The organism is Thermus thermamylovorans (assembly GCF_004307015.1).
Classification (GTDB): Bacteria; Deinococcota; Deinococci; order Deinococcales; family Thermaceae; genus Thermus; species Thermus thermamylovorans.
Genome location: NZ_SIJL01000014.1, coordinates 1 through 13,070, shown reverse-complemented (window position 1 = coordinate 13,070; position 13,070 = coordinate 1). Strand labels below are relative to the sequence as shown.

Here is a 13,070-nt window from a genome sequence, read left to right as displayed (position 1 = left end):
TCGCCTGTGGCTATGGAGCGCACCCTCGCCCGGCCCTCGAGGCGCACCCTGCGGCTTGGCCTCGAGGCCCTTCCCTTCCTCCTCCCCGCCTACGGCCTCTTCCTCCTCTTCATGATCCTCCCCGTCCTGGACGCCCTCTGGCTCTCCCTCCACCGGGAGGACCTCTTCGGCCGGGGCCGGGAGTGGGTGGGCCCGGGGAACTACCTGGAGGCCCTTTCCCGCCCCGAGTTCTGGCGGAGCGTGGGGCTTACCCTGCAGTTCGCCCTCATCGTGGCCCCCCTGGAGCTCCTCCTGGGCCTCCTTGCCGCCCTTTTGGTCTACCGGGCCTACCCGGGGGTGGCCCTCTTCCGCACCCTCTTCTTCCTCACCACCGCGGTGCCCACCGCGGTGGCCGCGGTGGCCTGGGGCTGGTTCCTGCACCCGGTGGGGGGGTACGCCAACCGCCTCCTGGTCACCCTGGGCCTTCCCCCCCAGCCCTGGCTCACCTCCCCCGAGCTCGCCCTCCCCACCCTGGCGGTGGTCACCGCCTGGGCCGGGGTGGGCTTCACCGCCATCCTCCTCACCGCGGGGCTGCAGAGCATCCCCGAGGAGGTGCTGGAGGCGGCCACCGTGGACGGGGCGGGCCCCTGGACCCGGTTCTGGCGGGTGATCCTGCCCCTCCTCTCCCCCACCCTCTTCCTGGTGGGGCTTCTGGTGGTACTGAAAAGCCTCACCGCCTTCGGCCAGATCCACCTCCTCACCCGGGGCGGGCCCATGGAAAGCTCCACCGTCTGGATCTACCGGGTCTACCAGGACGCCTTCTTCAACTTCCAGGTCCCCCTGGCGGCGGCGGAGGCCCTCCTCCTCTTCCTGGTCCTCCTCCTCCTCGCCGCCCTGCAGTTTTGGCTTCTGGGCCGGAGGGTGCACTATGCGTAAGGTAAGGAAGCTCCTCCCCACGTACCTCCTGGCCTCGGGCTACGCCCTCCTCCTCGTCCTCCCCCTCCTCACCCTCCTCTCCGCCAGCCTCCGCGCCGAGGCCGACCTCTACGCCCCAGGCCTCCTGCCCCCCAACCCCACCCTGGCCCCTTACGGGGAGGCCCTGGCCAAGTTTCCCCTGGGGCGGTTCCTGCTCAACAGCCTCCTGGTCGCCACCGCCATCACCTTGGGGGTCCTCCTCACCAGCCTCCTCGGGGCCTACGCCCTCACCCGCTTGCGCTTCCGGGGGCGGGAGCTCCTCTTCGGCCTGGCCATCGCCCTCCTCCTGGTGCCGGGAGAGGTCACCTTCCTGCCCCTTTACCTCCTGGTGGACCGCCTGGGCTGGCTGGACACCTACCTGGCCCTCACCGTCCCCTTCCTGGCGAGCCCCCTGGGGGTCTTCCTCCTGCGGCAGTTCCTCCGCACCATCCCCGAGGACTACTTCGACGCCGCCCGCATCGACGGGGCGGGGCACTTTCAGATGCTCCGCCACGTGGCCCTGCCCCTCTCCGCCCCCGCCCTGGGGGCCCTGGCCGCCCTCACCTTCATCGGGGCCTGGAACATGTACCTCTGGCCCCTGGTGGTCACCAAAAGCCGGGAGATGCAGACCGCCCAGATCGCGGTGAACTTCATCCTCAACGAGGAGGTGGCCCGGTGGAACGTGGTGGCCGCCGCGGCCATCCTCGTGCTGCTGCCCACCCTCATAGCCTTCCTGCTCGCCCAGCGGGCCTTCGTCCGGGGCATCGCCATGGGCGGGCTGAAGGGATAAGGAGGTGCCTATGCGCGGACTGGCAAAGCTATTGGCGGCGAAGGCGGCCCTCTCCCTCCTCTTTCTGGGAGGGGCAGAGGCCCAGCGGGTGACGATCGAGTTCTGGCACTCCATGGGCGGGGTCCTGGGGGAGGCCACGGAGGCCCTGGTGCAGGAGTTCAACCGCAGCCAGGACCGGGTGCTGGTGAAAAGCCAGTACGTGGGGAGCTACGACGACGGCATCAACAAGATGCTGGCCGCCCTCAGGGCCGGGCGGGGCTTCCCCCACGTGATCCAGGTCTACGACATCGGCGCCCGCATCATGGCCGACTCCGGGGCGGTGGTGCCCCTGGAGGACCTAGCCCGCCGCTACGGCTTCGACATGGACCGCTTCCTCCCCCAGCCCAAGAACTACTACACCATCGAGGGCAAGCTCTTCGGCTTCCCCTTCAACCCCTCCAACCCCATCCTCTACCTGAACTGGGCGGCCTTCCAGGAGGCGGGCCTTCCCTACCGGCCCGCCTGGAGCCTGCAGGAGCTGGAGGAGGCGGCCCGCAGGCTCACCCGGAAGGACGCCCAGGGGCGCACGGTGCGCTTTGGGCTTTCCATCCCCATCGACTCCTGGTTCGTGGAGCAGGTCTCCTACAACTCCGGGGAGTACTTCTGCAACAACGAAAACGGCCGCCGGGCCCGGGCCACGGCGGTGACCTTTGACAACGAGGCGGCGGTGGCCTTCCTGGACATGTACGCCCGCCTGGTGCGGGAGGGGGTGGCGGCCAACACCGGCAGGTCGTGGGCCGACTCCCAGAGCCTCTTCGCCCAGGGGCAGGCGGCCATCGCCGCCTACTCCACGGCGAGCCTCACCGGGGTCCTGCGCCAGGTGGGGGGGCGCTTCCCCGTGCGCACCGCCTTCTACCCCTTCCACCGGGAGCGGAACGGGGTGGCGGTGGGCGGGGCGGCCCTCTACATCCTCAAGGGCTTCCCCGAGGCGGAGACCGAGGCCAGCTGGCGCTTCGTGGAGTTCCTCCTGCGGCCTGAGGTGCAGGGCCGCTGGCACCTGGACACCGGCTACGTCCCCGTGGCCAGGGGGGCCCTGGAGCTGCCCTTCGTGCGCCAGGGGCACGTGCGCCAGCCCAACTACACCACCGCCATCCAGCAGTTCCTGACGGGCAAGGTGAACACGGCCAGCGCCGGCTGCCTCATGGGGGCCTTCCCGGAGATCCGTCAGTACGTGCAGGCGGCCTGGGAGGAGGCCCTCCGGGGCCGGCCCGCCCGGGAGGCCCTCAGGGAGGCCAAGGCCCGGGCGGACGCCGCCTTGGAGCGGTACAACCGGAGCGCGGCCGGCCGCTGAACCTACGCCCCTTCCCCCGGCAGGGGCCAGGAACCCAGGGCCCTGAGCCGGGGGGTCTTCTTGTGCTGGTGGGCCTCCATGCGGCGGAGGATGCCGTCCAGGAGGCCCACCGCCTGCTGGAGGAAGGGGCCTTGGTTGAGCATGACCACCTCCGCCCGAGCCCCCATCACCGCGTCCGCCAGCTCCGCCCGGCTGGGGGTGCCCTTCCGCACCAGGCGGTCCAGCACGTGGGTGGCCCAGACCGCAGGGGTGTGGGCCGCCTCCAGGAGCCAAAGGAGCTCCTCCCCCACCTCCGCCGCCCGCTCGGGGCCGAGCTCCACCCCCAGGTCCCCCCGGGCGATCATGGCCGCGGTGGGGAAGCGGGAGGCGGCGGCCAGGAGGGCGGGGAGGTTCTCCACCGCCTCCCGGGCCTCCAGCTTCAGCACCACCCCCGCAAGCCCTTCCGGGAGGGGGGCCAGGTCCTCCCGGGTGCGCACGAAGGAGAGGCCCACCAGGGCCCCCACCTCCTGGGCCAGGGCCAGCACCCGCCGGTCCCGGGCCCCCAGGTAGGGGGCCCCGGGGGCCAGGGGGGCGTTCAGGGCCCGGCCCGTCTTCAGCCTGAAGCCCTTGGGGGGGGCGAAGGCCACCCGGAGGAGGAAGCCGTAGGGGGTGGGCTCCAGGACCTCCGCCACCAGCCGCCCCTCGTCCAGGGAGAGGCGGTCCCCTTCCCGGAGGGCGAGGAGCCCGGGACGGTCGGGGGCGAGGGCGGGTAGCCCGGGAGGGGCCTCGCCCCTGAGCTCCAGGGCCAGGAGGTCTTCGGTCCGCACCCGGGCCGGCTCCCGGACCAGGGCCCGGAGCCTGGGCCCCTCGAGGTCCAGGAGGAGGGGCAGGGGCCCGCCCAGGGCCTCTCCGGCCTCCCGCAGGGCCCCCAGAAAGGAGGACCAGGCCTCCTCGGGGAGCTTGCCCAGGTTGAGCCGCACCGCGTCCATCCCCGCCCGGTGGAGGGCCAGGATGGCCTCCGGCGAGGCCGCCTCCTCCGGCAGGGTGACCAGGACCCGCACCGTCCGCCCGGGGCGGGGGGGGCCGAAGAGGGCCTCGGTCCGGGCCTCCAGAAGCCTCTCCCCGGCGAAGAAGGCCTCCGGGTCCTGCCCCCCGGGGTAGGGCGCCTCCCCCGCCAGGGAGGCCAGGGCAGCCTCCAGGGCCCGCAGGGTCTCCGCCACCCGGCTCTCCAGCCGCCCCAAGGAGGAGAGGCCATGGGGCATCAGGGCCCGCTGCAGGGGCCTGAGCTCCCGCCGCCGCAGGGCCAGGTAGCGGGCCAGGTTGTGGAGGGAAGGGGGGTAAGGGGGGCTCAGGCCCCAGGCCGCCAGGTGGCGGAGGGCCTCCCCCTCCACGGCCTGCCGTAGGGCCCGAACCTCCGCCAAGAGGGCCGCGGGATCCATAGGCTCCAGCCTCTCCCCCCCATGTCAGCGCCGTGTCAAGCGCCCCTGACCCTCCCCTGACACCCAGGGCTTAGCCTGGGGGCATGCGGATCCTGGTGACCAACGACGACGGCATCTTCAGCCCCGGCCTCTGGGCCCTGGCGGAGGCGGCGGGCCGCTTCGGGGAGGTGTTCGTGGCCGCCCCGGAGGCGGAGCAGAGCGCCACCGGCCACGCCATCACCATCGCCCACCCCGTGCGGGCCTACCCCCACCCCTCCCCCCTTCCCGGCCCCCACTTCCCCGCCTACCGGGTGCGGGGCACCCCCGCGGACTGCGTGGCCCTGGGCCTGCACCTCTTCGGGCCCATCCACCTGGTCCTCTCCGGGGTGAACCTGGGGAGCAACCTGGGCCACGAGATCTGGCACTCGGGCACCGTGGCCGCCGCCAAGCAGGGCAGGCTCTTCGGCCTGCCCGCCGCCGCCTTCAGCGTGCCCCTGAACGGCACCACCCCCGACTTCGACCTCCTCAAGCCCTGGATCGTGCGCACCCTGGAGACCCTCCTGCGCCTGGAAAAGCCCTTCCTGGTGAACGTCAACCTGCCCCAGCGGCCCAAGGGCTTCCTCTGGACCCGGCAGTCCGTGCGCCCCTACGAGGGGGTGGTGGTGCCGGGGGAGGACCCCATGGGCCGTCCCCTCTACTGGTTCGCCGCCAGACCCCTCAGGGAGGCGGAGGAGGGCACGGACCGCTGGGCGGTGGAACAGGGCTTCATCGCCGCCACCCCCCTGAGGCTGGACCTCACGGACGAGGGGAGGCTCCAGCCCGCCCTGGCCCATGATTAGCGTCCTCATCCCCACCAAGGGCCGCCCGGGGATGCTCCGGGAGGCCCTGCGCTCCCTCCAGGGGCAGACCTTTTCCCACTGGGAGGCGGTGGTGGCCGAGGACGGGGAGGGGGAGGGCCTGGAGGTGGTGCGGGCCCTCAAGGACCCCCGGGTGCGGGGCCTGCGGAACGCGGGCCGGGGGCAGGTGGAGGCCCGGCGCACCGCCCTGGAGGCGGCCCAAGGGGAGGCGGTCCTCTTCCTGGACGACGACGACCTCCTCCTGGACCCCGCTTACCTGCACCGGGCCTGGCGGGCCCTGGCCCAGGGGGCGGGGGTGGCCTACGGGGAGGGGGTCTTGCTCCTGGCGGACCGGGAGATCCCCTTCGCCCCCGGGGAGGTGGGCCCTTGGCTCCTGAGGGACAACCGTCTCCTGGCCTCGGGGACGGCCCTCGGGAAGAAGGCCCTCCGGGAGCTCGGGGGCCTGGACCCGGCCATGGGGGACTACTGGGACTGGGACCTGTGGCTTAGGGCCTACCGGGCGGGCCTCCCCTTCCGCTACCTCAAGGGGCGGGGGGTAGGGGTGCGGGTGCACGGGGGGAACGGGAGCTACGGGGCCCGGCGGGAGGAGCGGGCCCGCTTTCTGGAGCGCCTGCGGGCCAAGCACGGCCTCGAGCCCATACCCCTTAAGGACCACCTGCAGCTGGCCCTGGAAAGTAGCCCTGGCTATTGACAAGGAGCATACCGTACCCGCCTATACTATAAGGAGCCCCAAGGACCAACGTCCCGGGGCGGGAGGTGAGAGCATGAAGAAGCCTATCCTGGCCCTGTTGCTGTCGGGTTTGGCGGTGGCCGCAAGCGGGGCCGCCTCGGCCCAGGGCCTCACCCTGGGGGAGCACTACGCCCTCCGGGCCTATACCGGCAAGGCCTTCGGCCAGGTGATGGCGGGGCCTCTGGGCTTTAGGAGCGTCCACGTCCTCACCAACACCACCTCCATCTGCGCCGCCCTGGTGGGGGCCATCGGGGCGGGGTACCTGGACCTGGAGGGCACCCGCCGCCTGCAGGTAACCGCCCTGGCCGCCCCGGAGGAGGTGGGGCCCCTCACCCCCAGGGAGGAGGCCGTGGCCCTGATCTTCGGCGGCCAGGCAACCGCCGAGACCAACTACGCCCTCACCAAAAACGCCCTGCGCTCCCTGGCCCAGGCCAACTACGGCGGGGCCATCTTCTTCCACCTCCGGGTCTGGGCCCCGGGTTTCGTGGCCCGCGCCGCCCAGGAGGACCCGGCCATCGCCCGCTACCTGGCCGCCAAGGAGAACCTCTTCGCGGTGACCGCGGACCTCAACGCCAAGGTGGTGCGGCTGTGGCAGGTGTCCGTGCGGGAGGGGCGGCAGGCCACGGTCCGGGAGCTCGGCACCGTGGCCCTGAACCCGGTCTGGGAGGACCTGCTGCGCCGTTCCCTCTAGGCGTGGTCTGAGGCCAGGCCGAGGTGCCCCCACACCTCGGCCAAGCCTTTTTGCCGCTTCGCCTCCAGCCTCTCCCGCAGGGCCGCCGCCTCGGGATCCTGGGCCTGGGCCAGGTAGGCGACGAGGAGCCCCAGGAGGACGTCCAGGTCTTGCAGGCCCCCCAGGACCTCCTGCAGGGCCTTCTCCCGCTTGGCGGGGAGGCCCAGGAACTCCTTGGCGTAGCGCACCCGCCTCAGGGCGCGGCGGTAGGCGTGCAGGGCCTCGAGACTGGGCTCCCGCCCTAGCCCCGCCAAACGGGCCTCGGCCCGGGCCACCAGGCGCTCCAGGCTTTTTTCCGCCACCCCCGCATCCAGGGGGGGAAGGACGGCCAGGGCCCGCAGGAGGGCCTCCGTCCAGGGAGAGGCCAGCAGGCCGGGAAGGTTCGCCCGCGCCAGCCTTAGCTCCTCCGCCAGGTGGGCGCGGAAGCCAGGGGGCAGGGCCGAGGGGCCGGTGAGGGCCACCTCCAGATCCCTGACCCGCCCCGCCCCCCGCACCAGGCGGCGGAGGTCGTCCTGCAGGAGCCGCCAGCCCAGGAGGTCCAGGTAGACCCTAAGCCGCCTGCCCGCCACCCGCACCTGGTGGACCCCCTCGGGGTCCTCCCCGGAGAGGGCCAAGGGGATGTGGGCCCGCAGGTGGGCCACCCACTCCCCCACCCCCCTCATAGGCGGAAGACCTTGGGCGGGAAGAGGGCCCGGAGGAGCATGCCGCCGGGCCGGGGCTCCCCCTCCAGCCAGGCCACCCCGCCCTTTTTGAGGAGGAAGCGGCCCTCGAGGCTCCCCCGGGCGGACTCCCCCAAAAAGTCCCCCAGGAGGAGCCAGGCGAGGAGCGCCGAGAGGTAGGGCTCGTGCCCCACCAGGGCCACCCGGCCCTCCTTGGGGATCTCCCCCAGCAGGGCCTCGGAGGGGGGGGCCGCCAGGTGGGGGCTCACCCGGCTTTCCCCCTCCAGGAGGTCCGCCAGCATCTCCGCCGTCTCCAGCGCCCGCCGCTTGGGACTGGTGAGGAGGAGGTCCAGCCGCACCCCCAAGGCGGCAAGGCCCCGCACCACCTGGCGGAAGCGCCGGGAGCCTTTGGGGGAAAGGGGGCGGGCGTCGTCAGCCCCCTCCCCTTCCCCTTCAGGAGGAAGGGCGATGGCGTGGCGCACCAGAAGGAGCTCCATGGCCCGATTTTACGGGAAAAGGACCCCGAGGCCCCCTCGAACCCCAGGTCCGGGGCAATGGCCGCGCCCGCCTCCCCGCAAGCGCCCCCAGGCGGACGAGGCCGGCAAGGGGGCGGTGGGAAAGGGCCGGGCGGACCCGAGGGGCCCGCCCGGGAAGGAGGAGCCAGGGGAGTCTAGGCCCAGACGTCCTCGGGGTGGCGCATCCCCACGGGCCGGGCCTTGAGAATCTCCAGGGCCTCCTCCTCGCTCATGACCGGGTTCTGGTAGCGGATCCCCAGGGCCTCCCCCATGAGGCGGAAGACGTGGGTGTTGTCCAGAAGGCCCAGCTGGAGGAAGCGCAGGCCCTGGCCGTAGAGGAGGAGGATCACCGGGGTGGCGGTGTGCTGGCCGGAGTTCCAGCCGATGTTGGGCCGGTCGGGGCGGCGGGCGTCCCGCTGGGCCATGGCCCAGGCCATGGTGTTGGCGGGCTGGATGCCGAAGCGCACCCCTTCGGGCCAGAACACCCGCTCCCTCACCGCCCGCACCACCCGCTCCGCCTCCTCGTCGGTAAGGGCCACGCCCTTGAGGGCGCGGAAGGTCTCCTTGACCTGGGCGGCGTCGGGGCTACCCCCGAGGGCCCGGCCCATGAACTCGAAACTGGCCCGCTCCCGCTCCAGGAGGTCGATGCCCAGGGAGCTCTCCAGGTAGCTGCGGCCCGTGCCGTACAGGGCCCCCGTACCGCAGGCGTGGTCGGAAACCAGGATGAGGAGGGTGTCCGGGTGGCGGTCCACGAAGGCGGTGAGGGCCTCCAGGGCCTCGTCGGCGGCCAGGGTGTCCCAGAGGGTGGCGGCGGCGTCGTTCAGGTGGTTGGCGTGGTCGATCCGCCCCGCCTCTACCTGGAGCACGAACCCGTTCCGGTGGGCGGCGAGCCGGGGCAGAGCCGCCTGCACCATCTCCTTGAGGCTCGGCACCCGCACCCCCTGGAAGCGGCGGTCGATCTCATAGGGCACGTGGCCCTCGGAAAAAACGCCCAGGAGCTTGCTGGCGTTGCTGCGGGCCAGCTCCTCCGGGGTCCGCACCACCCCGTAGCCCGCCTGGGCGAAGGCCGCGTACAGGTCCTTCCTGTCCTGCCGCCTTTCTGGGTTGAAGAAGCGGTCCCCACCCCCCAGGTAGACCTCGGCCCCGAAGGCCAGGTACTGCTCGGCGATCTGGGCCTCGGCGTTGCGGTCGGGGTTGGAGACCGCGAAGCTCGCCGGGGTGGCGTGGGTGATGGTCGTGGTGGTCACCAGGCCCACCGCCTTCCCCGCCTCCTTGGCGGCGGCGAAGAAGGGCCTCAGGGGGCTGCCGTCCGCGTGAACCGCCACCCCCCCGTTCACCGTCTTCACCCCGGTGGAGAGGGCGTTCCCCGCGGCGCTGGACTCGGTGACGTAGCTGGTGAGGCTGTAGGTGTTGATGAGCCCGTTGGGGTAGCGGGCCAGGAGCCGCTCCAGGGCCAGGGTGCGGCCCAGGCGCCTCCGGGCGTAGGCCTGGGCGATGGCGTAGTCCTCCCAGCCGAAGCCATCGTAGACGTAGACGATCAGGTTGCGGTACCGCCGCCCCAGGCCGGGCTGGTTTTGCGGCGCCCCCTGGGCCTGGACCCGGGGCATGAGGGCCAGGGCCCCCGCGGCCAGGCTCCCCTTCAGCAGATCCCTGCGCTTCATCCACCCTCACCTCCACCCCCAGGCTGGCACGGGCCTGTCATGGGGCCGTCAGGGTCTCCCTAAGGCCGGGCGGGGCCCGAGACCTCCTCCTCGGACACGGGGGAAAGGCCGGGCCCCAGGGCGGCCCGCAGGTAGGAGATCACCGCGGCCAGCTCCCTGGGGGTGAACTCCGCCCCCACGGGGGGCATGTAGGGCTCCCGCCCCCCGAGGATCACCTCCCTCAGCCCGGCCACGCTCCCCAGGCGGGGGTTTTGCCGTAGCGCCGGGCCGATCCCCCCCTCTCCCCCCGGCCCGTGGCAGGCGGCGCAGGCCCTGAGGTAGAGGGCCCGCCCTTCCTCCAAAAGGGGGTCCTTCTCCCCGGCATCCCGGGCGGCGAGGATCCCCAGGGCCCCGAGGAGGAAAACCCCCAGCCAAACCCATCGCTCAAACCCCATAGTTCCATGGCACACCGCCCCTGTCAGGGAGCGGTCAGGGGGCTAGGGGGGAAGGCGGGCGTGGGCCCCGGGGAGCGGGAAGGCCGGGCGCGGGGCCAAAGGCCCCGGTGAGGGGGGGAGGGGAAGGGGGGCAGGGGGTGGCAAAGGGGGGCGCACCCTTCCCCGCTGCCCCCTGCCCGGCCACGCCCCCCTCCGGGGTGGGGCGGCGTCACCCCTCGCAGGCCCGGCAGGCGAGGAGGAGGTCCCGGCTGTAGGCCTGGGCGGCGCTGGCGCTGAACTGGTAGTAGAGGCTTTTCAGGCCGCTTCGCCAGGCGTGGAGGACGAGCTCGTTCACGTCCTTGGCCGGGGCCTCGGGGTGGACCACCAGGTTGAGGGACTGGCCCTGGTCGATGTGCCGCTGCCGCCCCGCGGCCAGGTTCACCAGGGTCTTTTGGGACACCTCGGCGAAGGTCTTGAAGACCGCCTTCTCCTCGTCGCTGAGGAAGTCCAGGTGCTGGACGGAGCCGTTGTGCTCCAGGATGCTCCGCCACACCCTCTCCTCGTCCTTGCCCTTGGCCCGGAGGAGCTCCTCCAGGAAGGGGTTCTTGAAGGGGACACGGGCCTTCTGCAGGTCCTTCAGGTAGTAGTTGCTGGTGTAGGGCTCGATGGAGGGGGAGACCTGCCCCAGGATGAAGGAGCTGCTCTTGGTGGGGGCCACGGCCAGGAGGGTGGCGTTGCGGCGCTCCATGATCTCGGCCAGCTCGTCCTCGGGGTGGCGCGCCCTTAGCCAGCGGGAGGCCTCCTCGGCCTTCTCGCGGATGGTTTTGAAGATGAGGTTGTTGAGGTGGATGGCCTCCGGGCTCTCCAGGGGGATGCCCTGGGACTGCAGGTAGCTGTGCCACCCCAAAACCCCAAGGCCAATGGCCCGGTAGCGCCGGGCGAAGCGCACCGCCCGCTCCAGGTAGGGGATGCCCTCCGCCTTCCCGATGAAGTCGTCCAGCACGGAGTCCAGGAAGAGGGTGAGGGTCTCCACCGCGTCCGTGTCCTTCCACTCGTCATAGTGGAGGAGGTTCAGGGAGGAGAGGCAGCAGACAAAGCTCTCCTCGGGGTCCGAGGGGAGCATGATCTCCGTGCAGAGGTTGGAGGCGTGGATGGTCTTACCGAGCCTTTTGAAAACCTCCGGGGCCTGGCGGTTGGCGTTGTCCCGGAAGAAGAGGTAAGGGAGGCCCACCTCCGCCCGGCTCTTGAGGACCTGGGCCCACCTTTCCCGCTTCTCCCGGTCCCCGGCGATCATGGCCTCCAGCCAGGCGTCCCCCACGGAGACGCCCCAGAAGAGGGATTGGATCTCGCTGCCCTCCCGCTGGATCCTGAGCCACTCCCCGAAGTCGGGGTGCTCTATGGGGAGGTAGGCGGCGCACTGGCCGCGGCGGGTGGAGCCCTGGTTGAAGACCTCGATGGCCCGGTCAAAGAGGCCGGCGAAGGCGAAGGAGCCGTTGCTCTCCCCGATGTCGCGGATGGGGGCCCCCCGGGGCCGGAGCTCCCCCAGGTAGACGGAGGTGCCCCCGCCCTGCTTGCTCATCATGCCGATCTCCGCCACCGCCCGCAGGATGGAGGCGGTGTCGTCCTCCACGTAGGTGCCGTAGCAGGAGATGGGAAGGCCCCGCCTGAGGCCGTAGTTGGCCCAGACCGGGGTGGCCAGGGAGTACCAGCCCCGGGCTATGTACGCCTGGAACTTCCTGGAGAACCCCTCGAGGCCCAAAAGCCTCTCTGCGTGGTCGGCGATCTCCTTCACCCGCTCCTCCACCGTGACCCCGGGGAGGAGGTAGCCCCGGCGCATGTAGAGCCGGGTCCACTCGTTGGCCCAGTACCAGGGCCGGTATTCCCTCTTGGTCTTGGTCATGCGCTCTCCTCATTGGCTTGGAACCCCGCCAGGGGGCTAGAAGAGTTCGTCCGGATCAAAGCTCTTTACCCGGCGGGCGTAGGCCACGCTCCGCTTGTGGAAGAAGTCCACCTCCTTGTCCGCCAAAAGCTCCAGGGCAAACCAGTCCGCGTCCCTCAGGACCTCCCGCTGGACGGGGAAGGGGGCGGGGAGGCCGTGGAGGCCCAGCACCTCGTTCAGGCGGGCCTTCAGGAACTCCCAGGTTTCCTCGCGGGAGAGGGCCTCGAGGTCTCCTCCCGCGAACATCCAGTCCAAAAGCGCCTCCTCCGCCTGGGCCAGCCGGACCACGAAGCCCAGGGCCTCCTCCTGGAAGCCCTCGCCGAAGAGGTCGGGCCGCTCCCCCTTGAGGATCCGCAGGAGCTCCACCCCAAAGAGGCCGTGGAGGTTCTCCTCCTTGCTGGTGGCCTCGATGGCGTTGGACACCCCCTTGTACCGCCCGGCCCGGCGGTTCAGGGCCATGAGGGCGTAGAACTGGGAGAAGAGGGAGACGTGCTCGGTGAAGGCGGAAAAGAGGAGGAGGGCCAGGGCGTATTCCCGCAAGGACCCCTTCTGGGCCCGGGCCAGCACCCCGGAGAGGAGGCGCTGGCGCTCCTTCAAGGGGGAAGCCTCCAGGGCCTCGGGGAAGAGGGGGTTCAGGTCCAGGAGGTCCAGGAGGTGGGCGTAGGCGTTGGCGTGGCGCACCTCGCTCTCCGCGAAGGTCATGCCCACCTCCGCCACCTCGGGCTTGGGGAAGACCTCGTAGGCCCGGGCCCAGAAGAGCTTCACGGCAAGCTCCACCTGGCTGATGGCCAGGAGGGCCCGCTGCACCAGGGAGCGCTCCCCTTCCTCCGCCAGGGCGTAGTCCTGGAGGTCGGAGTGGAAGCTGAACTCCGTGTGCACCCAGTAGCTGTGCCGGATGGCGTCCCGGAAGCGGAGGAGCCCCGGGTACTCGTAGGGGCGGTAGTGGGGCCTAGGGTCCGTGAGCATCACCCCTCCAAGGGGGGCACGGGCACGGGCCGCCCCGCCTCGTCCACCGCCACCAGGACGAAGCCCCCTTCCGCCGCCAGGTAGGGCTCCTTCCCCGGCTCCAGGGGCTCCACCCACATCTCCACCGCCACCCGCATGGAGGTGCGCCCC

13 protein-coding genes and 1 pseudogene are annotated in these 13,070 nt (G+C 71.7%); 6 read left to right on the top strand and 8 right to left on the bottom strand.

Features of this window, described 5'->3' with window-relative positions:
* Nucleotides 1-12 precede the first annotated feature (12 nt).
* From ETP66_RS09710 to ETP66_RS09700, 3 genes are read left to right on the top strand one after another with little or no spacing between them, the layout of a single operon-like run.
* Nucleotides 13-915, top strand: coding sequence for a carbohydrate ABC transporter permease (locus ETP66_RS09710; RefSeq protein ID WP_130842439.1), 903 nt, complete (start codon nucleotides 13-15; stop codon nucleotides 913-915).
* Complete coding sequence (locus ETP66_RS09705; protein WP_130842438.1) at nucleotides 908-1,723, top strand: carbohydrate ABC transporter permease; 816 nt, start codon at nucleotides 908-910, stop codon at nucleotides 1,721-1,723. Before ETP66_RS09710 ends, ETP66_RS09705 begins: the two co-directional genes overlap by 8 nt.
* Before the next feature lie 10 nt (nucleotides 1,724-1,733).
* Entirely contained in the window at nucleotides 1,734-3,053 is a 1,320-nt protein-coding gene (locus ETP66_RS09700; RefSeq protein ID WP_130842437.1) for an ABC transporter substrate-binding protein, read from the top strand.
* Between the two features lie 2 nt (nucleotides 3,054-3,055).
* Here the strand turns inward: ETP66_RS09700 and ETP66_RS09695 are convergent, their stop codons facing one another.
* Nucleotides 3,056-4,471: a pyruvate kinase gene (locus tag ETP66_RS09695; RefSeq protein WP_130842436.1), complete on the bottom strand. Its 1,416-nt coding sequence runs from the start codon at nucleotides 4,469-4,471 to the stop codon at nucleotides 3,056-3,058.
* 83 nt (nucleotides 4,472-4,554) lie between these two features.
* On the opposite strand from ETP66_RS09695, the gene surE reads away from it, so the two are divergent.
* The 3 genes from surE (at nucleotide 4,555) to ETP66_RS09680 (ending at nucleotide 6,728) form a co-directional block, all read left to right on the top strand.
* Complete coding sequence (gene surE, locus ETP66_RS09690) at nucleotides 4,555-5,289, top strand: 5'/3'-nucleotidase SurE (RefSeq protein WP_130842435.1); 735 nt, start codon at nucleotides 4,555-4,557, stop codon at nucleotides 5,287-5,289.
* Entirely contained in the window at nucleotides 5,282-5,998 is a 717-nt protein-coding gene (locus ETP66_RS09685) for a glycosyltransferase family 2 protein (protein WP_130842434.1), read from the top strand. Before surE ends, ETP66_RS09685 begins: the two co-directional genes overlap by 8 nt.
* Nucleotides 5,999-6,071: 73 nt before the next feature.
* On the top strand, nucleotides 6,072-6,728 hold the full coding sequence (locus ETP66_RS09680) for a thioredoxin domain-containing protein (protein ID WP_130842433.1): 657 nt from the start codon (nucleotides 6,072-6,074) through the stop codon (nucleotides 6,726-6,728).
* Here the strand turns inward: ETP66_RS09680 and ETP66_RS09675 are convergent.
* The 7 genes and pseudogenes from ETP66_RS09675 to ETP66_RS09645 form a co-directional block, all read right to left on the bottom strand.
* Nucleotides 6,725-7,429: a CHAD domain-containing protein gene (locus tag ETP66_RS09675; protein ID WP_130842432.1), complete on the bottom strand. Its 705-nt coding sequence runs from the start codon at nucleotides 7,427-7,429 to the stop codon at nucleotides 6,725-6,727. The two genes, ETP66_RS09680 and ETP66_RS09675, sit on opposite strands and share 4 nt — an antisense overlap.
* Nucleotides 7,426-7,923, bottom strand: coding sequence for a SixA phosphatase family protein (locus ETP66_RS09670; protein WP_130842431.1), 498 nt, complete (start codon nucleotides 7,921-7,923; stop codon nucleotides 7,426-7,428). Before ETP66_RS09670 ends, ETP66_RS09675 begins: the two co-directional genes overlap by 4 nt.
* A 173-nt stretch (nucleotides 7,924-8,096) precedes the next feature.
* The gene (locus ETP66_RS09665; protein WP_130842430.1) at nucleotides 8,097-9,602 is read right to left on the bottom strand and encodes an alkaline phosphatase; all 1,506 of its coding nucleotides are present in this window, start codon (nucleotides 9,600-9,602) and stop codon (nucleotides 8,097-8,099) included.
* A 59-nt stretch (nucleotides 9,603-9,661) separates the two neighbouring features.
* Nucleotides 9,662-10,036, bottom strand: coding sequence for a c-type cytochrome (locus tag ETP66_RS09660; RefSeq protein WP_130842429.1), 375 nt, complete (start codon nucleotides 10,034-10,036; stop codon nucleotides 9,662-9,664).
* A gap of 208 nt (nucleotides 10,037-10,244) precedes the next feature.
* Nucleotides 10,245-11,915, bottom strand: a complete 1,671-nt coding sequence (locus ETP66_RS09655) for a ribonucleoside-diphosphate reductase subunit alpha (protein WP_130842428.1) — start codon at nucleotides 11,913-11,915, stop codon at nucleotides 10,245-10,247.
* Nucleotides 11,916-11,951: 36 nt separating this feature from the next.
* Nucleotides 11,952-12,920 (bottom strand): ribonucleotide-diphosphate reductase subunit beta, encoded by a 969-nt coding sequence (locus tag ETP66_RS09650; RefSeq protein WP_130842427.1) that lies wholly within the window; start codon nucleotides 12,918-12,920, stop codon nucleotides 11,952-11,954.
* Nucleotides 12,920-13,070 (bottom strand): annotated as a pseudogene (locus ETP66_RS09645) (acyl-CoA thioesterase); the annotation flags it as partial. The gene ETP66_RS09650 and the pseudogene ETP66_RS09645, both read right to left, overlap by 1 nt.